We start from the raw sequence: 19,732 nt of genomic DNA on the forward strand, positions 1-19,732 counted from the left end.
ACCCCTTTTCTGACTATTTTCGTCCGTATATTCGGTCTTTGTCAGGTACAGAGTGGTGCACTGCATTGCTGTCTCTGCCGTTACCGCCGAGCCCTGCGAAAGGGTGAGGCTTACCTTCAGGCTGTTGAGATGTTGTTAGTTTCTGACTCGCACTACGTGATTCTGAACTTCCAGCGATGCCTGTATTTGCCTCACTTATCTTAGTGCTACGGCGGATTCTGTACAGAGCGCTTTCGAATGTTTTCATGGTGATTGCCAATCCATCATCTTCTAGCGCTTTCAGAATGGCTGTGCGGCTCACCCCTGCCTCAAGCGCTCTTTCGATGTCAGGGAAAATGTCACGCAGGCGGCTGGCCACACTGCGACCGTTCTGTGCGTTGGCCATTCTGTTTAGGGTGTCAGCAATGGTTGATTTGGCCATAAATGTTCCTTTTCATCAGGGTTTGCTGTGGGGATGCAGTGAAAGTGCAGTGTAGGTGCAGTGAAGATGCAGTGCAAATGCAGTGAGGTGCAGTGTGCGTGCAGTTATAAAGCAGTGAAAGTGCAGTGTAATGCAGTGTAGGTGCAGTTATTTTGCAGTGCGAGTGCAGTGCAAATGCAGTGTGCACTTGTCTTCTGGAACCGCACTCGAAATCCGAATTCGCTAAACAGGCACGTTACCGATGTATACGGGGGGATGAAGCGCCCCCCCGAATACATCGCCGTGCCAAAGGGGAAACCCCTTTGAAACCCCGCAGAGCGTTAGCGCTTCGCTTGTTGTTAGTCATCAGTCAGTAAATCAGTCACGTCATTCATCGTCGGAGGCCCCATGGCTGAGCAGCCCCCAAAGACCCGTGTCCTGACCCTGCGTGTGGGTGAGGATGATCACGCCGAGATACTCAGGAAGACCAAGGACGCAGGCATGACGACTTCCGAGTTCCTGCGTGACGTTTTTATCAATGCGAAACTCACCTTCAATGTTAAAGCGGCCAAGCCACAGGACTATCACCGGCTGCTGTTTTTCTATAACAAAACCAGCAACAACATTAACCAGTTGGCCCACCAGGTGAATGCTGCACACCGCCGTGGCATCATTTCTGAAAAGAAGTACACCCTCTGGCTGAATAAGTTGACAGCTATTGAGGCCCTGCTGTTAGCAGGGGTCTCCGATGCTGATTAGGCCCGGTGGCTACAACACTGGCGCACAGGAATATCTCGAAGAAGGCAATAAGTCAGGGCGTGAGTTCACTCGCGATGAACTGGATCATCGCCTGGTGATATCCGGCGACCTTGATTTAACCCGATCTATTTATGAGAGTATTCCTGATCGAGGCCAGGACCGTTACCTGACGTTCACACTTAGTTTCCGTGAAGACGTTGTTTCTGAATCCTTACTTAAAGCCGTTACAGCCGAATTCAAACAGTTTCTCATGTATGCGTATAAAGCGGAAGAATTCAATTTTTACGCTGAGGCGCATTTGCCCAAGATTAAATGGGTCGATGATAAGAAGACGGGCAAGCCTATTGAGCGCAAACCGCATATTCATGTGATCGTGCCGCGCATTAACTTGCTCAGTGGTAATGAAGCCAACCCCGTGGGCTTCTATAAGAATCATGAGAAGTATTTTGAGGCGTTCCAGGAATACTTAAACCAGAAGTACAACCTTGCGTCACCCAGAGAGCATGTCCGTGTAGACATTGCTGATGCCGCAAGCGTGCTGTCCAGGTACAAGGGCGATGACTTCTACGGTAAGAATCGGGAGTTCAAGCAAACGCTGGTTAAGCAGGTGATTGAAAAGAACGTGACCAGCCGTGAGGCGTTCTACGAGTTGGCGGCCACCTACGGTGAAACGCGCATCCGCAACCAGGGCAAAGACAATGAGTACGTGGCCGTCAAGTTGCCGGGTGATGCGAAGTTTACCAACCTGAAAGAAACCATCTTTCACGATGACTTTATCGTCAGGCGCGACTTGAAAAAGGAGCCGCTTGATAAAGCGATCATTGCCCAGCGGTTAACTGAATGGCCGCAACGGGCGATGGAAATCAAGTATGTGGAGAAGGCGACACCGGCGTTTCGCAAGCGTTATGTGGCTGCCAGCCCAGAAGAGCGTCAGCAGTTGCTTGCTGAGCGCGAGCAGAAATTCTACCAAGTCCATGGAGAACACAATGACAACGTACACACCGGGCAACGACAGAGAGATCACCAGCGAAGTCCTGCTGAAACTACGGGGCGACGCACTGCCGAGCCTGCCGATGGCTTGCAAGACCTGTCCGTCAGCGATGTGGCAGATCACCGGCAAGCCGGATCGGCCCGAAGCCGTGACGGTGCGCTGTTACTGCCCAGTGATGCACACGTTCACCTGGGACAGTCGCAACCAGGAGGAGATTCTGGATTGCGACCACCTCTACCAGGAGGAGGACGAGGAAGACGGAACGGGTCCACAGCTGAGCGAGGAAGAGGAGGAAGCGGGCCTGCCGCCGTTTCTCAGGAGGCAACGGGAACAGCAACGCCAGCAGGCGCTACAGGCCGACGCCGGGCCGGAGCTGGAAAGCCCCGAAACGCCCGAGTACGAGCTGGACGAATAATCCCGCCGTATGCCAAGAACCCTCACCGTGTCGCCACCATCGCTGACATCGAGGAGCGAGGCCGACGCCTTTTTGATCCGCTCAAGAAGCCTTCTGACAACGCGCTGGTGTTCTACAGAGCACCTTCCGTCACGTCGATGCCCAAGGCAGCGACTGCGACAGCAACGCCTGGACGATCCACTGCCGGGCGTAGGCCCAGGACTCCAGGCAAGCCTCGCCCTCCCCGCCAATGGCGGCCTGGCTCTGTCGTCCCGCCCTACGCCAAGAACCCCCACCGGGTCGCCACGGTGGCTGACATCGAGCAGCGCGCCCGGATGCTGTTCGATCCGCTCAAACGGCCCGCAGACAAGGCGCTGGTGTTCAAGCACGCCTCGATCAAGGCCCTGACCGTTAATAGGCAGGCCTCGACGGTGGCTGCGTACTTCACGCGTGAAGCCCAGCACAACCGAATTGCCCCGGCTCATCGCCAGGCCATACGCCGCATCGATCAGCAGTATTTCGCGCTCAGGCGCGCTGTGTTCTCCGATCAACGATTAACCCGCCAGGACAAGGCGCAGCTGGTTTCCGTGCTGACCTTCGAACGGCTCAAAGCACGTGAACAGTTCCGCAACCCGAAACCCAACATCGAGGTGAATCTCATGGGCAGTGCAGCCATACGCAATCTTTTAGACGATGAAAAAGAAGACCCAGGCTTCAGCATCAGCGGTGCCAGAGGGCCTGGCCCTGAAGGCGTGCGTGACCGTGTGAAGCGGGTCATGGATCGCTTTGCCAAACAGGTTGATCCCGCCGCCGCCAGTCAGCGCGCGCGCGATCTAAGTGCCAAGGACCTTTACACGCGCAAAGCCAAGTTCAGTCAGAACGTGCATTACCTGGACAAGCAGACCGACAAGACCCTGTTTGTGGACACGGGCAAAACAATCTCTATGCGTCGCACGGGGATTACCGAATCCGGTGTGTCGGTGGCCCTCCAGCTGGCCCGGGAGCGGTTCGGCAGCACACTGACGATCACCGGCACTGCCGAATTCAAAAAACTGGTGATCGAGGCCGTGGCCAAGAACGGCCTGGACGTTCATTTCACCGACAAGGCCATGAACCGAAGCTTGGCGGATCGCCGTGCAGAGCTGGACATCGAACGCGGTGGGCAGAGCATTGGTCCAGCCACCGACTTGCCTCGGCACGTTGATGACGCCACACGGGACGTGCGGGACCAGGCGGATCGGATGGGCGTTACGGTGCCCATCGAAGCGCTGTATGGAGAAGGAAAAACCGCCGAGCAGGTTAGCCAGGCGCTGGCCACCCAGTTGGACACCGTGCCGGAACCGGAACGCATTGCGTTCGTCGAACTGGTGGCGATCACCCTGGGCATTCCAGAACGTGGCGAGCCCAAAGGCGACCAAGCGTTTGCGCAATGGCAGGCGCAGCGTGCGCAACCGGCGGCGGATTCCGCAGCAACGCCTTCAGACGCTGCGCCTGAACCGGTGAGCCCAGAAGCCGCGAAGCCTGCTCAGGCCAACGACCCGGCCCTGCAGAGCCCCAGCGAGCTGGTCAGGCTTGAAGCGCAATGGCGTCGGGATTTCCCGATGTCCGAAGCAGATGTCAGGGCCTCGGATACGGTCATGGGCTTACGAGGTGAAGACCATGCCGTCTGGATCATTGCGACGAATGACAAGACCCCGGAAGCGGCTGCCCTGCTGACGGCGTACATGGAAAACGACAGCTACCGCGAAGCGTTCAAAGCCAGCATCGTCGCCGCTTACAAGCAAGTCGAAAACTCGCCTAAGTTGGTCGATGACCTGGACCACCTCACGGCGATGGCTGCGCAAATAGTCAATGAGGTGGAAGACCGTTTGTTCCCTGCACCTCAACCAGCAACAGGCCAGACAGCCCCGGTCAGGGGCAAAGTCATCGAGGGCACGCTGATCGAGCACGGGGAAGCACCCTATCAGCACAAGGACGACAACCAGATGAGCTACTTTGTGACGCTCAAGCCCGAGGGGGTAGACCCCGCACGGTGTGGGGCGTAGGGCTGGAAGATGCCATGAAGGATTCGAATCTGAAGCAAGGCGACCAGGTACGGTTGCAAGACCTGGGCACTCAGCCTGTCGTGGTGCAGGTCATCGAAGAGGACGGCACTGTGACGGACAAAACGGTCAACCGCCGCGAATGGTCAGCGCAGCCGACCGCGCCTGAACGGGAGGTGGCCGAGACCACGCCCAAGGGGCAGGCCGCCGCAGCAGGCACACCGGAGCTGTCATCTCCAGATGAAGAAGACGGCATGAGCATGGACTGAGCCGCTTGATAAGCCACCTCTTGGCCAGGAGGTGGCACCTAAGAAATCACACCTCAACCCTGTGCAGCGCCGAGTCCGGCGCACTGGCGCAGGGTTCTGTTCGCATGCGCAAAAAGGAGACGTAAATGAGTAACCGCAGAACGCAGAAACTGCACGCGCAGCACGTGCTCGAAACCATTGCCATCGGTATTGCACAGCCTATAGCGCTGCCTCGCGAGACCATAGAAGAAGCGCTTCGCGGAGCCATTATGGACGGACGACTTGAACCAGGTGAACGGCTTGCGCAGCAAGCCATCGCCAATGCCTTCCAGGTCAGCCGTATGCCTGTGCGTGAAGCGCTGCGCTCGTTGGAGACCCAGGGTTACATCGCCGCGCAGTACCACAAAGGCTACCTGGTCACGAACGGCAATGAGCCGCCCCAGTACGGTCACCTACCCGGCTTGCTGAGGTGCGTTGCAGAGGGCCATAAGAGGCTGGCCGACCTCGAATCAAAAGTGGCCTTTGAAAACGAAATCCTGCGCGTCCTGGGCCAGCTGCGCCCCACTCCGTGCTGACGAGTGGCCTAGCTCTTTGAAAGCAACGGATTTTGTAAGGCGAAACGCGAGGCCCCCATGCTACTATCCGGCACAGTTTTATTTGCAGGAAAGCGACGATGTAGATTCACGAATCGCAGAAACCAAAAAGCCCCGCTTGCCGGCGGGGCTTTTTGGAAAATCTTGAACAGGCCGTTTGAATGGCGGAATACCTGTTCAACACACATAACGTGAGCTGATTATGGCGTTCACTGCGGCTTTGTGCAAGCCGTCAAAAGTGAAGCCTTCAGTTCACCGCTGAACGGTGGACTTATGGAAAAGATTCTTCAGCAGGCTGTGCCCCTTCTAAAGGCAGACCTGTACCCCCAGCATCACCAAGACCTGACACGTTTTACCGTAGCGCACGGCCTTCATGGCCAAGGCGGTGAAGCATGAGGCACCTCAAGGCTGTCAGGCTCCCCCCTTCTGACCCTCACTCCGCTTTACGTCGCCCCGGTCGGGTAATGCCTGCCCGTTACGCGGCTCCCCGTCATCTCTCTGAACAACAGCTTAAAAATCCCCTGATCCGCTCGGCCTATGAGCGTCTGAGCAACATGGACCGCTATCGGGGCCAATACCTGCGCCGCCTGGATGGCGTTCATGGCGACCGGCGTACCCGGCGGGAGAAGTTTCTGGCCATCGAGCGCGTGGCCGAGCAGCTGCTGGTGCGTCTGGACCTGGCCACCAGCGTGCTGGGCTACATCGACCCTGCCAATGGCCGTTATGTGCTGAACACTCAGTGTGGCATTGCCGAGGATGCGGGTATCTCTGCACCGGCGCTGTGTCGCTTGATGAAAACCCTGGATGATGCGGGGTATGTGTACCGCCGTATCGAGCGCGTTCGCCTGGACGAGAAGGACGATAACGGTCTGCACCTGGTGCGTACCCGCGTCCTGATCCGCTTCACCAAGCTTTTCTGGAAAGACCTTGGCCTGGCCTATGTTCATGAACGTGTGCAGAAGTCGGCCAGGAAGCGCCGCGATGCTCAGCTGCGCGACATAGGGCAACAGCGCTTGGCGGACATGGAAAAGCACTCTCTGGAACTCCAGCGCCGTGAAACGTCGCGTCAGCGCTGGCAGGCCAAGGAAAATCGGGAGGCGGGCGTAGCCGGAACACAAGGTGCAGCGAGCCCCAGCACATCGCCGCCAGTGAGCAACACCGTGTCCAGTGCGCTGGATAGGCTCCTAGCGTCGAGGAGCAAAAAAGCCTAACAGGCCCCACTTTGTCCGAAAACCGCATCCGCTCACGCGGAGGCATTGTCACGCCTGCGTTTTAAGGGCGGTTGGTGACCCTATGGGCAGGCATCACAAGGACCGCACGCCGGTGCTGGTTGTGCCGTTTTTTAGCTGTGCCAACGGCTCTTTTTGGCCACGCCGGAGGTGGCGCACTGGAGTGTTTGAAATAAATGAAATTTTATCCCCCCTTCAGTTATCCCTTTCAGGAAAAACAGGGATTTACGCGGTGGGAACCCACCTCATAAAGCAGTAATGCACGCGCAAGTCGTGCCTTCGGCACGGCGCGTATGTCTGCGCCTATACGTCAGTGAAACAGCCTGTCTAAGCGGCCCAGGGCGATGAAGCTGCCCTGCCCTGGCCTGCGGCCACCCTACGGGCGCTAAGACCCGGATAAATCGGCCTGGAACGGCAAGCCGCCCCAGTCCTCAACCGGGCGCGTGTGCGCGCAGGCTGTTCAAATAATTATGTGCATGGTCAATCGCTCTTTGCCTTCAATGAAGGCATGCGTTTTGCGCAGTTGGTCGGCTTGATGTATAGGAATTTCAATAATTCCTATACAAGGTAATCCGCCGAAAAAGGTCCCCTCGGCGTGATGCCAACGTGGCGTCGATGTCGGCAAAAAGCTTTTTTCACCCATCACCCACGCCGAAAAATGGATTGAAAGCGACTTTTCTGTACCTTTTCCAGATTTTGGACGCACCTCTCCCGTATCAGGCCGGCACGTACCTCAATTGCGCGATGCTTTGAGCGTTGTTGATCAAGCCCTGCACGGTCAGGCCGGCGATGGCTGCGGTATAAACCATCCGTGCTCCGCACAGCACGCAGCTGAACGGATCCCGCTGCAAGAACGCTTTGCTCATCTGCGCAAAATACAGTTTTGGCGCTTTGCCACGCCTTTCCATGCGTAGCGCCTCATACACCCGGGGTAGCTGTCGGCCACAGACGCGGTTGGCCAGAAATCCAAAATACCGGATCATCCGAAAGTGCTTTTCGGGGATGTGCTGCACCACCCGGCGCAGCATGTCGGTCTGGCTCAGCGTTTCCTGCTGATAGGTCTTGGTGCGGTGATCCAGGTAGGTGAAGCTCAACGTGGCACCGGAGGTGTAGTGCGCCAGACGACTGCCCGAGATGGGCGGTTTTTTCAGGTAGCGGCCCAGGTAATTGACGGTCTTTCGGCCGTTTTTCGTCTTCTTCGACAAGTGGATGTGCCAGTGCTGACCACCGGCGTTGAGCACAAGGTGACGCCAGTCATTTTCGCTCTGCAGATGAGCGTTTTCAGGTGGGACGGTGGTGTGCTCCCACTGACTGAGCAGGTACTGGCGTACATTCCACATCCAGCGCCGACGCAAGGCTGATGGATGAAACGACAGATCTTTCCAGACACCTGCGTCATCGATCCCACCCAAGGTGACCGAGACATGGATGTGGGGGTGCCAGTTAAGTCGCCGGCCGTAGGTGTGGATGGCGCAGAAAACACCCACCTCCACGCCCCGGCGTCGGCCCGCATAGAGCAGGTTGTCGACGGCCAGGCGACACAAGGCATCGAGCCAGTGACGGTTATGAAAGAACAGCGGCCACAGGGTGTCAGGCAATGTGAACACCAGGTGTTGCCAGGTACACTCGGGTAAGCGGTGCTGTTGATTGGCGATCCACTGATCGGTAGCTTTTTTGCCGCAGGATGGACAGGCGCGGCAGCTGCAGGTGTTGCACAGGTATTTGGCGTGCGGGCAGCTGTCGTTGCCGCAGGTGTAGTGTTTGACGCCCAGGATCGAGGTGCCGCAGGCCAGCATTTTGGTGACGGACTCGACTTCGATGTCGCGCAAGCCGCCCTCCTCGAGGAGGTGTGCCCAGCATTGATTGGCGGTGAAGAGGTTTTTGAGTGGTCGAGGTGTGTAGGCTGGACTCATCTGAAGCAGCAACGGTGGGTAAGCAGGCTTCATGATGATCAATAATGGGCCTCATGACAAAGCTCAAATCCATGTTTCTGCTGCTACGCGATCGCAAGAACGGGCGATTTGCAGCCGCAGGCTGCCCTGTTCTTAGCAACAACGATGGCTGTGTTATTGCCCGCAGCTACGATGCTAAACCGTATGTGAAAATGGGTGCGCCTTACTTTCAGATCAAAGACGTGTTGCGCCGTCACGGTATCCAATCGTTTAGTAGTAATTTTGGGCTTTAGTAAGTTAGGTGGAATGCTTCTGGGCTACGCTGATTCTGACGACGTTGACCAGTGGGGCTGGGGACGTCTTACGTTCAGGCCCTGCAGAACGCCCAGTCAAATCGAGGGGAAAAAGCCGATAGTCGTGGGCGCTGTGATCTGTTTTTGTAGTTTTACTAAAAGCTACCTGCATTAAGCTGAATAGCTATTTGTAAAATGTATATTATAAAAACATCAATACTCAAACGTGCAGAGGGATGGGTTGCTTTCACTGCAACTGAGTCCGTTCCAAGCTTTCCCCACAGGTGTTGCTACCTTGAGCGTTTCAAGACTCATCCTGATTCCTGCGCTGCTATTACCCTCATAGTCGCACGCCACAAATGCATTACCTGTGATCGCGCTTCGGTTACGTATATTTGCAGTTTTGAAAGCAATACTATTTATGTCCTTTGCATCGCCTCGCGGGTTTTCGCCTCTCCATTGTTGGTTGTTTGGGGCTGGTGCCGTATACACAAAACCTTGCCCTTCCTGATGTTGTTTGATGACGCTGACATCCGGGCACGCGGCAGGAGTAGGAGCGGCATACACCTTGCCCATTAAAAGTGCCAAAGCAACAATGCCTACTGATTTCTTTGAGCGAGCTTTCATTTTACTTTCTCCATCGTGGATCTAAGTTGATTTTATTTTTACAGTGGGTGAGCGAGTTGCTTGCCATGCTTTTAACCGACAGATCACCACCACCGACTTATCTATTCGCTTTTACTTTTACATGTGCCGCGCATGAGTGGTCATCAGTGTCCATCGAGTTCCATTATGCTTTCCAAATATTTAAATAGTCGACAGCGCCTCAATGGCAAAGCTGCGATCAGCGTAAAAAGGTAGGTTCTCTTATCATGTAGCGATTGATCAATCTGAGTCACACCCACCGCATTTGTCACGACACCTATCAGGCTGTGCACGGAGCGGCTCAGGTATCGGCGGAGGGTGCCTGCTTCAAGACGCGTTCCGGTAGTGTGGACGTAGTAATCTCGTCAAGGAACGGAAGACTGGGAGAATAATTTTCCATTCCACATAAATGGCGACTTAAGCCAGCACGTGATGGCCATCATAGAATCCATGGTCCCTGCCGTTGAGGTTTACAGCATCGATGAGGCGTTCGCAGACCTCTCCGGCATGCCTGGCAATTTGATAGGGATTTTCACTGCATATGTAACGCCTCAGCGTCTTACTACGCATCGCTATGAAGGCATGACGCCTCCGTCATAGCGTCAGCCTGATGCATAGGCATTTTGAAATTCCTATGCATGGACGGAAAGACTGCTTTTGAATCTTTTATTCAAAGTAAAAACTCTAAATTGCAATAACGCTGTGACTATCAAAACGGTAGTGGCTTGCATAGTGATGAAAACATATACAGATGCATCATTCGAGACCCCGAAGTAAATAAGTGGTATTAGAACGGCGAGCATTACAACGTTTATTATGATTTGTGGAGTTAATGTATCATTCATAGATCTTAAATGACTTGTCGTCAGCATGAAGTATGCGGAGCTAGCAATAGAGAGAGTCACTACAAAGAATGTGTTCTTACTAAACTCTAAAGAACCGTCGCCGAATATATAAAAAAGTGGCTTTCCAAAAATGAATAGCGCTACAGAAATAACTGCCACCAATATAGTACATGTAACAATTCCTTGAGTGTAAATTTTCTCCTCAACAGATTTGTTTTTACTAGCGTACACACTGTGCATCTGAGAAAAAGCGGTTATTGGTATGAGCAAACAACCTATCACTGACATACATATAGATAAATCACCTGCAAGAGATGCTTTTATAGATAACAACTTCTCGTTAAGAAGGTAATAGTAAACTTTTTGACCTGCCAATCCAGCAGCTATAGGGAATCCAAGAACTAATATATCATGAAATATCTTTGATCCTTTTTTTATAAAGAATATATAACCTAGCTCTTTAGAAAGAAGAACCAACGAAATCAATATAAATGTTTCTACAATAGGAAAGTATCCTATCGCAAAATATAGAAAAAATTCTTTTGGAATGAAAAAATAAGAGATTAGCAATATTAGACATCCCAATAAAGTGCATTTCCTTTTTATCTTAGCGCAAGATGATGATCCGTCCGATGACTCATGAAAGATATGAAGAAAAGTGTTTATCACTAGTAAGGGTACGGCTAGTACGTAACAAACAGACATTAGATTTAGTTTGTGTCCGCTAACGCCGTTAGAATAAGTATTGGATAAGAAAAAAATAATAATTGCAGCTATAACCAAAGAGGATATAGAAAAAACTAAAGCTATTTTAAACCCATCTTCAAATATCTCCTGAGCGCTAAGAGATTTTTTTTTATTGTGAAATATATTGCCTATAGCGGCTAAGGGCATAGAAAAGACGGTTGATACTACAGAAAAAATCGCTAGGACATAGGCGAAAACTGGAAGGTCATCAATATTTTTATGAGCCAATAATGCTGCAGCAATAGATATACCAAAAAAAGGGAATAACCTGCTGATGGTGAAGTTCCACAAATTTTTTTTTAGGTTTCTTGTATACGGCAACATTACGCCTCCCATAATTGTGTCATATAATATCCAAACTCTTCCTTGTATAGCTCCTGTACGAGCTCAAATGCTTTACCTAAGTTCTTCTTGTCATCATTACCACGTGCCCCGAAATATGGATAATGATGGAAATAGTATCCAAATATATTTTGGCAGTCTTTCATATAGGACCTAGTGTCAAGTATATGATGATGCCATATCTCATCTACCTCTAAAAGAGGGGGCAAAACAGGATGTTTATGCAAGTATTTTTTATTTATATACAAGAAATTTTTATAATACTGGATGCCGATCTCCGCCTCTATTGGAGACCAGCGCCTACATAGTAAAGGATCACCACTGCAAAGTTTATTAAAAATTAAGGAGAAATCTATATTTTCTATGTATTGTACTGCATATTCCAAGCTTGGCTCATTTTCTAAGTTTGGTATTTCCATAGAATGCGGGAGCGTAGCTGCAATAGCATCGTATTGCTCATTCATGACCACACCTAATAAATAGAGGTCGATCGCCCTTAGGCGATCGACACAAGACTGCTTACCAGCCACCGCCACCTTGGCAATGGCCGCCACCGTCATTTTTCCCAGCTTTGCGGGCTGCAATATATTGCATTGCGGCTACTGAAAGGGTTTGAGCTGGTTTATTGCTTTTTTTCGGATCAACAGACTTCATAATGATTTATCCTTAATCTTAAAAATTTTTAAGACTGCATAAGCAGTCAAAACCAAACTTACCTTTCTCCCTAATGGTAGTCAACACAGATGTTAGGGAGACGCTGATTTATTCTAAAACCCAGCTGTTGCCCCCAGATAAATCAAGGCCTCCAGAGCGTTGCAGGGACGAAAAATCGAATAAATCAGCGCCTCCTTAGGTATCCTCTGAAAAAGCCCATTTTTTTGGAGAGGAACCGGGCTGGAGCGCCTGTATTTACTGGCTTCGACTTTTGAAGAAAAGGCTTTTTCAGACCTTCCTTAGAACGACATGTTTCCCGACGCTTCTTGCGTAAGCGTTTCGATGAGAGAAGGGCCAGGCAGATTGGCCATCACCGCCGTCATTCACCACGATGAGGAGCCGCCCTGCTGACGTGGCCTCTGCACCACCTGCTTACACACCTCGACCGCTCAAAAACCTCTTCACGGCCAACGGCTGCTGGGCAGATTTGCTGGAAGCCGGCGGTCTGCGCCAAATCGAAGTGGAGTCGATCAGCAAAATGCTCGCCTGCGGCACCTCGATACTGGGCGTCAAACACTACACCTGCGCCAATGAGCAATGCCCGCACGTCAAATACCTGTGCAACACCTGCCATTGCCGGGCCTGTCCTTCCTGCGGCAAAAAGGCCACCGACCAGTGGATCGCCGTGCAAAACAACCGTCTGCCCGACTGCCCCTGGCAGCATCTGGTGTTCACGCTGCCCGACACGCTATGGCCCCTGTTCTTCTACAACCGCTGGCTGCTCGATGCGCTGTTTCGGCTGGCGGCCGATAACCTGATCTACGCCGCCAAGCGGCGCGGTTTGCGCGTCGGGATTTTCGGGGCGCTGCACACCTATGGCCGGCGGCTCAACTGGCATCCCCACGTGCACCTGTCGGTGACCGCGGGCGGCCTGGATGAGCAGGGCGTCTGGAAAAATCTGTCGTTCATGTATAGGAATTTCAATAATTCCTATACAGGGTAATCCTCCTAAAAAGGCACCCTCTGCGTGATGCCAACGTGGCGTCGATGTCGGCAAAAAGCTTTTTTAACCCATCACCCACGCCGAAAAATGGATTGAAAGCGACTTTTCTGTACCTTTTCCAGATTTTGGACGCACCTCTCCCGTATCAGGCCGGCACGTACCTCAATTGCGCGATGCTTTGAGCGTTGTTGATCAAGCCCTGCACCGTCAGGCCGGCGATGGCTGCGGTGTACACCATCCGCGCTCCGCACAGCACGCAGCTGAACGGATCCCGCTGCAAGAACGCTTTGCTCATCTGCGCAAAATACAGTTTTGGCGCTTTGCCACGCCTTTCCATGCGTAGCGCCTCATACACCCGGGGTAGCTGTCGGCCACAGACGCGGTTGGCCAGAAATCCAAAATACCGGATCATCCGAAAGTGCTTTTCGGGGATGTGCTGCACCACCCGGCGCAGCATGTCGGTCTGGCTCAGCGTTTCCTGCTGATAGGTCTTGGTGCGGTGATCCAGGTAGGTGAAGCTCAACGTGGCACCGGAGGTGTAGTGCGCCAGACGACTGCCCGAGATGGGCGGTTTTTTCAGGTAGCGGCCCAGGTAATTGACGGTCTTTCGGCCGTTTTTCGTCTTCTTCGACAAGTGGATGTGCCAGTGCTGACCACCGGCGTTGAGCACAAGGTGACGCCAGTCATTTTCGCTCTGCAGATGAGCGTTTTCAGGTGGGACGGTGGTGTGCTCCCACTGACTGAGCAGGTACTGGCGTACATTCCACATCCAGCGCCGACGCAAGGCTGATGGATGAAACGACAGATCTTTCCAGACACCTGCGTCATCGATCCCACCCAAGGTGACCGAGACATGGATGTGGGGGTGCCAGTTAAGTCGCCGGCCGTAGGTGTGGATGGCGCAGAAAACACCCACCTCCACGCCCCGGCGTCGGCCCGCATAGAGCAGGTTGTCGACGGCCAGGCGACACAAGGCATCGAGCCAGTGACGGTTATGAAAGAACAGTGGCCACAGGGTGTCAGGCAATGTGAACACCAGGTGTTGCCAGGTACACTCGGGTAAGCGGTGCTGTTGATTGGCGATCCACTGATCGGTAGCTTTTTTGCCGCAGGATGGACAGGCGCGGCAGCTGCAGGTGTTGCACAGGTATTTGGCGTGCGGGCAGCTGTCGTTGCCGCAGGTGTAGTGTTTGACGCCCAGGATCGAGGTGCCGCAGGCCAGCATTTTGGTGACGGACTCGACTTCGATGTCGCGCAAGCCGCCCTCCTCGAGGAGGTGTGCCCAGCATTGATTGGCGGTGAAGAGGTTTTTGAGTGGTCGAGGTGTGTAGGCTGGACTCATCTGAAGCAGCAACGGTGGGTAAGCAGGCTTCATGATGATCAATAATGGGCCTCATGACAAAGCTCAAATCCATGTTTCTGCTGCTACGCGATCGCAAGAACGGGCGATTTGCAGCCGCAGGCTGCCCTGTTCATGCATAGGAATTTCAAAATGCCTATGCATCAAGCTGACGCTTGGAAGGAGGCGTCATGCCTTCATAGCGATGTGTAGGAAGACGCTGATGCGTTACTTATGCAGTGAAAATCCCTATAAATCAGCGTTAATGCAGGTTATTTCACCGCGAAGCCTAGGTGCGGACGCACCTTCCCCCTGTCAGGGCTTCACGTACCTCATCTGCGCGATCGCCTGAGCGTTGAGGACCAGTCCCTGTACCGTCAGCCCGCTGATTGCCGCCGTGTATACCATCCGCGCGCCACACAGCACGCAACGGAACGGATCGACGTTTAGAAAGGCTTTGGCCATCTGCACAAAATACAGCTTCGGTGTCGGTCCTGGCGTCGCCATCTTCAATGCTTCATACACCTTCGGCAGGTATTTCCCACACACCCGATTGGCCAGAAAACCAAAATACCGGATCATCCGGAAATGCTTTTCCGGGATGTGCTGCACCACCCGGCGCAGCATGTCGGCCTGGCTCAGCGTTTCCTGCTGATAGGTCTGTGTGCGGTGATCCAGGTAGGTGAAGCTCAACGTGGCCCCGTTGGTGTAATGCGCCAGACGACTGCCCGAGATCGGCGGTTTTTTCAGGTAGCGGCCCAGGTAATTGACGGTCTTTCGGCCGTTTTCCGTCTTCTTCGACAAGTGGATGTGCCAGTGCTGGCCGCCAGCGGTCAGTATCAGACGGTGCCAGTCGCTTTCACAGTGGATGTGGGCCAGCGGCGGCGGCATCGTCAGTTGCGAAAGCGGCTGTCCCAGCAGGTAATCGCGCACCAGCCACATCCAGCGCCGCCGCAGGGCCTCTTTGTGGAACGACAGATTTTTCCAGACGCCCTGCTCATCCAGGCCGCCCGCGGTCACCGACAGGTGGACGTGGGGATGCCAGTTGAGCCGCCGTCCATAGGTGTGCAGCGCCCCGAAAATCCCGACGCGCAAACCGCGCCGCTTGGCGGTGTAGATCAGGTTATCGGCCGCCAGACGAAACAGCGCATCAAGCAGCCAGCGGTTGTAGAAGAACAGGGACCACAGCGTGTCGGGCAGCGTGAACACCAGATGCTGCCAGGGGCAGTCGGGCAGACGGTTGTTTTGCACGGCGATCCACTGGTCGGTGGCCTTTTTGCCGCAGGAAGGACAGGCCCGGCAATGGCAGGTGTTGCACAGGTATTTGACGTGCGGGCAGCTGTCGTTGCCGCAGGTGTAGTGTTTGACGCCCAGTATCGAGGTGCCGCAGGCGAGCATTTTGCTGATCGACTCCACTTCGATTTGGCGCAGACCGCCGGCCTCCAGCAAATCTGCCCAGCAGCCGTTGGCCGTGAAGAGGTTTTTGAGCGGTCGAGGTTTGTAAGCAGGCGGTGCAGAGGCCACGTCAGCAGGGCGGCTCCTCATCGTGGTGAATGACGGCGGTGATGACGAATCCGCCTGGCCCTTCTCTCATCGAAACGCTTACGCAAGAAGCGTCGGGAAACATGTCGTTCAGATACGTTGTCTGGCAGCAACTACAAAGATCGACATCACCCAAAGGATCGATATCGAAGAAAAAGTCGGTATCGGGAACGAAGGTGGTATGCCCGGCGCGTTGGAGACGGGTCTGCTTTGCCTTGGCTTTTGCCCGGCTCGCCCGTTTACGTTTTTTGGTCTCTGACGCCATGTGTAAGCCTGTGCTGAGGAGGGATCGACTCGATTTCGGCTATGATAACCGATTTCAAAATCCCACAATTTGCAGCCGCAGGCTGCCCAGTTCAGGTGCTCCTCCTGCCAACGCAAGATGGCGGATGCCAATTCGTCCCCCTTCAATAATGGGGAAAACAGCGCAGCGAGCCCATTTCTGAGCGCATAACGCGGAGCGCCCGCAGTCGTGGAAACGGTTTTGTCCTCGATAACTGCACCAACGGCGATCAGCCCCTCGCGCAAGGTCTCATCCCGAATGGGTTCGCGTGTGTTGTCGGCGTACCATCGCTTGCCAGGAATGGTAAAATTGCGCTTTCGCAAATTCGACCTGTAGTTGTGACGCGCGTCGTCACTGCCGTCCGCTGCCTGCTGATCAGTCATACGATAAACGTGCACCGGCCCCAATAGAACGCCAGTTCCCTCCACTGCTCCGATGTAGAGCATCGTGAACACAGTACTGGCTGCCAGTTCGCGCGTGCAATACGTTCTATTGGGCGTTCCTTCTGGGAAAATTAGCGGTAGACGTTCGGCGACTAAGTCCCTTGCTACATACGGTGGCAGCACTACCTATCCCCTTCGAACAATTTAGTGCAAGCGGCTTCGATTGCGTAACGATCAGCCCCTGCATTTACCAACCGAGTCAGTTCTCCCAGGTCGTCTGGTGCAGGCAACGGTAGCGATTCCAGCTCGTAGGCCGAAACGGCAACCGAGCCGCTGACGCAGCGAAATGCGCGATCTGCAGCCCCACTGTTGATAAAGACCGCCAATACCTCCGCACTGACCTCCGGCACCTCGCTGATCGGGCGGATCATATTGATATGGTTTTCAATAACGACACCTCCGTGCGTCTTCAAGAACTCGGCGGGTAACGCTGCTGCGATTAGTCGCCGACTCTGCTCTTTGGCGGTGGTCCGCTGCAAGAGCACGCATGGTTTGGTCGTAACCATCCACCCATCACTGGCTTGCAGTTCAAAATAAGGCGCGTGGTTTCGCTTTTCCGCACGAAATATGAAATGGCCATCCGCAGTAATGGCTTCGGCCCAAATAAGCGGTAACCGCTTGCTGCTTGGGCGGTGTGCCAGCTGGCTCTTGTATCGATTCCATACAAGCGGACCGGTGCTCACCGTATAGCCCCAATCGGCCAGGCGGTGCGGCATTTGCGTCAAACGCTTTACCAATGCGCCTTGTTGGGCAGTACGGGGCAAAATCCATGGCAACGAAGGATCAGCAGGAAACTCAATCACACCGGCCTGGTGGATCGCCAGGCCGTTTGTTGCCGGTGAAATTTCTGCCACCACCACCGGTGCACCAGCAGCACCGCGCCGGTAAGTGGCCAATGCCGTTTCCTGCAGCACATCATCGAACATGCCTTTGCGCACGGTGACAAAATCGATGGATAACGGTGGTGCCGATCGCCCAAGCAAAGCCCGTAGGTTTTTAAAATAGACACCAGCAAGAAAGGAGGTCGGCGTAACGTAGGCGATAACCCCACCCAGTTTGGTATGACGCAACGCTAAATCCGTAAACAGTCCGTAAAGGTTGGCGTGGCCATAGAGCGAACGTTTATAACGATCGCGTGTTTCTGTATCAAGTTTTGCTCGGCCATAGGGAGGATTCCCTATTACCAGGTCAAAACGATCTCTCACAGGGCTTCGACGCAACGAATCACAGACGGTGACCATCACCGGAAGCCGTCTGCCTGCGATGCGGCTCACGGGGAGTACCACCGCGTCCAACGTAACCTGCGTAAGCCACGCACCGAAAGGATCAATCTCGTAACCGCGTAGACGGTTACCTATGCTTTGCATCAGCAGCTTTGGACTACAGGTCTTCGCCTCATTGATAATTCGCTGGGCGATGGGCACGAGAAAAGCGCCCCCCCCGCAGGCCGGATCGAGCACTCGGCACGTTGCCCAGTCCATGCCCGCTGTTGTCACTTGGTCGATCAATCGTGCAGTCAGAACAGGGGGGGTGTAAAAAACACCATAGGTCCCGCGGTGTTCTAAAGGAAGCATCCCTGTATAGGTAAGCCCTATTTGATAGGCGGCGGTCTCAGCATCAAAGCTCGCGGCAATACGACCAATAGTCTCCGCCAGTGCAGCAGCCGCTTGAGGGAGCACCTCCACAGTGAAAGGCTGTAGCGGCGCTCTAAGGTCTGGAGAAACGATGTCAATGCTGGTCAGTTCATCCCACCAACTCTCTATTAGAAGAACACCGAAAGCCCGTGCCAAAGCTAACTGATGCTCAATCGGAAACGTACTGGCTAATGCACGGGCCATAATGCGTGCAGAGGCCAGCATCTGACTCGGAGACTCCGTCGCCGTAAGGCCTATCTGCCGTATAAGTTTTGCCTGTGCCATATGAGCGATGTCTCCCTTGTTTGCGCGGCGTAGAGTCTATATTACTTGGGGAGGCCATAGATTTCGGAAAAATCGTACGACAAACACTGCTGACCGGAGTCAGCCCCTCATGTCCGCCTATACTTTTTCCGGTTGGAGTACACCTCAAGATTGACCATGTGTTTACTTAGCCTTTACAACCCACAGCTGATCAAGCCGCGTCGTGTAGCTCTGACTCATCTGCTCACGGCGCATGCCCCAATCTGGAACGACCGGCACTGATCCTGTACGCAGCGTTCCGCGTCCCCACTTGCCATTGATCAAGTCCAAAGCAGCCATCAGCCTATCTGGGGAGCCCTCAGAATTCGGGAAAAATCGTACGGTAAGCAATGTCGGCAGTAGGCAGGCCCTCGTCCCGCTTGGGCTGTGTCCGAATGAAGTACACCTCAACCCGGCGTCAGGCCGCTCACCGGCACCCCGTCAGACTAGGGCGGTTTTCAGTATTTCCTGACGGATCGCCGTCAACTTCTTGACCTCAACCTGACAAAACTCACGCTAGCGTACGTTTTTTTCCGTTTTCTCTATTCGCCCCTTTTTCGTCTTCTTCGACAAGTGGATGTGCCAGTGCTGACCACCGGCGTTGAGCACAAGGTGACGCCAGTCATTTTCGCTCTGCAGATGAGCGTTTTCGGGGGGGACGGTGGTGTGCTCCCACTGACTGAGCAGGTACTGGCGTACATTCCACATCCAGCGCCGACGCAGGGCTGATGGATGAAACGACAGATCTTTCCAGACACCTGCGTCATCGATCCCACCCAAGGTGACCGAGACATGGATGTGTGGGTGCCAGTTAAGTCGCCGGCCGTAGGTGTGGATGGCGCAGAAAACACCCACCTCCACGCCCCGGCGTCGGCCCGCATAGAGCAGGTTGTCGACGGCCAGGCGACACAAGGCATCGAGCCAGTGACGGTTATGAAAGAACAGCGGCCACAGGGTGTCAGGCAATGTGAACACCAAGTGTTGCCAGGTACAGTTGCAGCTAATGTGAGCCGGAAACGATGGAATGCAAGTCGATGCGGCTGAATGCAACCTCGCTCGGAATTAATCTGAGCCCGACGGCTCCGTCAGTTGCAGTTAATCTGAGCCGCAA

Annotated in this window: 18 protein-coding genes and 5 pseudogenes; 9 read left to right on the top strand and 14 right to left on the bottom strand. The window is 54.0% G+C overall.

The features are described 5' to 3' along the window. Positions 1-13 precede the first annotated feature (13 nt). The gene (locus BLT55_RS28435; protein WP_004666948.1) at positions 14-421 is read right to left on the bottom strand and encodes a hypothetical protein; all 408 of its coding nucleotides are present in this window, start codon (positions 419-421) and stop codon (positions 14-16) included. Positions 422-808: 387 nt separating this feature from the next. On the opposite strand from BLT55_RS28435, the gene BLT55_RS28440 reads away from it, so the two are divergent. Then, entirely contained in the window at positions 809-1,159 is a 351-nt protein-coding gene (locus tag BLT55_RS28440) for a plasmid mobilization protein (RefSeq protein ID WP_055001321.1), read from the top strand. Between the two features lie 490 nt (positions 1,160-1,649). Here BLT55_RS28440 and BLT55_RS34225 read toward each other — a convergent pair whose 3' ends face one another. Further along, positions 1,650-1,925: a hypothetical protein gene (locus BLT55_RS34225; protein WP_074801742.1), complete on the bottom strand. Its 276-nt coding sequence runs from the start codon at positions 1,923-1,925 to the stop codon at positions 1,650-1,652. Positions 1,926-2,145: 220 nt separating this feature from the next. Here BLT55_RS34225 and BLT55_RS34230 point away from each other — a divergent pair, with 220 nt between their 5' ends. The 5 genes from BLT55_RS34230 (at position 2,146) to BLT55_RS28470 (ending at position 6,638) form a co-directional block, all read left to right on the top strand. Next, positions 2,146-2,565 (top strand): hypothetical protein, encoded by a 420-nt coding sequence (locus BLT55_RS34230; protein ID WP_074801745.1) that lies wholly within the window; start codon positions 2,146-2,148, stop codon positions 2,563-2,565. 755 nt (positions 2,566-3,320) lie between these two features. Beyond that, positions 3,321-4,589, top strand: coding sequence for an LPD7 domain-containing protein (locus tag BLT55_RS34595; RefSeq protein ID WP_341845502.1), 1,269 nt, complete (start codon positions 3,321-3,323; stop codon positions 4,587-4,589). A gap of 14 nt (positions 4,590-4,603) precedes the next feature. Beyond that, entirely contained in the window at positions 4,604-4,855 is a 252-nt protein-coding gene (locus tag BLT55_RS34600) for a hypothetical protein (protein ID WP_234710903.1), read from the top strand. Positions 4,856-4,980: 125 nt separating this feature from the next. Next, complete coding sequence (locus BLT55_RS28465) at positions 4,981-5,409, top strand: GntR family transcriptional regulator (protein ID WP_010208712.1); 429 nt, start codon at positions 4,981-4,983, stop codon at positions 5,407-5,409. Positions 5,410-5,891: 482 nt separating this feature from the next. After that, a complete protein-coding gene (locus tag BLT55_RS28470) occupies positions 5,892-6,638 on the top strand; it encodes a hypothetical protein (RefSeq protein WP_054999858.1) in 747 nt (248 codons plus the stop codon). 478 nt (positions 6,639-7,116) lie between these two features. On the opposite strand, the gene BLT55_RS32980 is transcribed toward BLT55_RS28470, so the two are convergent. Further along, entirely contained in the window at positions 7,117-7,362 is a 246-nt protein-coding gene (locus BLT55_RS32980; protein ID WP_139206486.1) for a hypothetical protein, read from the bottom strand. A gap of 10 nt (positions 7,363-7,372) precedes the next feature. Next, positions 7,373-8,602, bottom strand: a complete 1,230-nt coding sequence (locus BLT55_RS28475; RefSeq protein ID WP_074801837.1) for an IS91 family transposase — start codon at positions 8,600-8,602, stop codon at positions 7,373-7,375. Between the two features lie 95 nt (positions 8,603-8,697). Here BLT55_RS28475 and BLT55_RS35145 point away from each other — a divergent pair. After that, positions 8,698-8,838 (top strand): annotated as a pseudogene (locus BLT55_RS35145) (DNA polymerase V subunit UmuC); the annotation flags it as partial. A gap of 216 nt (positions 8,839-9,054) precedes the next feature. On the opposite strand, the gene BLT55_RS28485 reads toward BLT55_RS35145, so the two are convergent. Further along, positions 9,055-9,468: a DUF3757 domain-containing protein gene (locus tag BLT55_RS28485; protein WP_003348573.1), complete on the bottom strand. Its 414-nt coding sequence runs from the start codon at positions 9,466-9,468 to the stop codon at positions 9,055-9,057. A gap of 429 nt (positions 9,469-9,897) precedes the next feature. Between BLT55_RS28485 and BLT55_RS32985 the strand changes: the two are divergent. Beyond that, a pseudogene (locus BLT55_RS32985) lies at positions 9,898-10,008 on the top strand (Y-family DNA polymerase); the annotation flags it as partial. Between the two features lie 110 nt (positions 10,009-10,118). On the opposite strand, the gene BLT55_RS28490 reads toward BLT55_RS32985, so the two are convergent. The 3 genes from BLT55_RS28490 to BLT55_RS34455 are packed head-to-tail and all read right to left on the bottom strand — an operon-like array spanning position 10,119 to position 12,074. After that, positions 10,119-11,402 (bottom strand): hypothetical protein, encoded by a 1,284-nt coding sequence (locus BLT55_RS28490; protein WP_054068129.1) that lies wholly within the window; start codon positions 11,400-11,402, stop codon positions 10,119-10,121. Beyond that, positions 11,402-11,980 (bottom strand): glycine-rich domain-containing protein, encoded by a 579-nt coding sequence (locus BLT55_RS28495; protein ID WP_004661948.1) that lies wholly within the window; start codon positions 11,978-11,980, stop codon positions 11,402-11,404. The genes BLT55_RS28490 and BLT55_RS28495 overlap by 1 nt, the downstream gene beginning before the upstream one ends. Further along, positions 11,940-12,074: a hypothetical protein gene (locus tag BLT55_RS34455; protein WP_255873616.1), complete on the bottom strand. Its 135-nt coding sequence runs from the start codon at positions 12,072-12,074 to the stop codon at positions 11,940-11,942. The genes BLT55_RS28495 and BLT55_RS34455 overlap by 41 nt, the downstream gene beginning before the upstream one ends. Positions 12,075-12,465: 391 nt before the next feature. Between BLT55_RS34455 and BLT55_RS28500 the strand changes: the two are divergent. Then, positions 12,466-13,038: pseudogene (locus BLT55_RS28500) on the top strand (IS91 family transposase); the annotation flags it as partial. Between the two features lie 184 nt (positions 13,039-13,222). Here the strand turns inward: BLT55_RS28500 and BLT55_RS28505 are convergent. From BLT55_RS28505 to BLT55_RS28535, 6 genes and pseudogenes are all read right to left on the bottom strand, one after another. Further along, the gene (locus BLT55_RS28505) at positions 13,223-14,452 is read right to left on the bottom strand and encodes an IS91 family transposase (protein ID WP_074801837.1); all 1,230 of its coding nucleotides are present in this window, start codon (positions 14,450-14,452) and stop codon (positions 13,223-13,225) included. Between the two features lie 279 nt (positions 14,453-14,731). Beyond that, complete coding sequence (locus tag BLT55_RS28510) at positions 14,732-15,961, bottom strand: IS91 family transposase (protein ID WP_074801624.1); 1,230 nt, start codon at positions 15,959-15,961, stop codon at positions 14,732-14,734. Between the two features lie 87 nt (positions 15,962-16,048). Then, a complete protein-coding gene (locus BLT55_RS28520) occupies positions 16,049-16,807 on the bottom strand; it encodes a hypothetical protein (protein WP_244159029.1) in 759 nt (252 codons plus the stop codon). Further along, positions 16,807-18,543 carry an HsdM family class I SAM-dependent methyltransferase gene (locus BLT55_RS28525; RefSeq protein ID WP_223862845.1) on the bottom strand — a complete coding sequence of 579 codons (1,737 nt, stop codon included), beginning with the start codon at positions 18,541-18,543 and terminating at the stop codon, positions 16,807-16,809. Before BLT55_RS28525 ends, BLT55_RS28520 begins: the two co-directional genes overlap by 1 nt. Positions 18,544-18,765: 222 nt before the next feature. Then, positions 18,766-18,930, bottom strand: a pseudogene (locus BLT55_RS28530) (DUF4113 domain-containing protein); the annotation flags it as partial. Positions 18,931-19,167: 237 nt separating this feature from the next. After that, positions 19,168-19,614, bottom strand: a pseudogene (locus BLT55_RS28535) (transposase); the annotation flags it as partial. Between the last annotated feature and the right edge of the window lie 118 nt (positions 19,615-19,732).

This window comes from Pseudomonas cannabina, from assembly GCF_900100365.1.
Classification (GTDB): Bacteria; Pseudomonadota; Gammaproteobacteria; order Pseudomonadales; family Pseudomonadaceae; genus Aquipseudomonas; species Aquipseudomonas cannabina.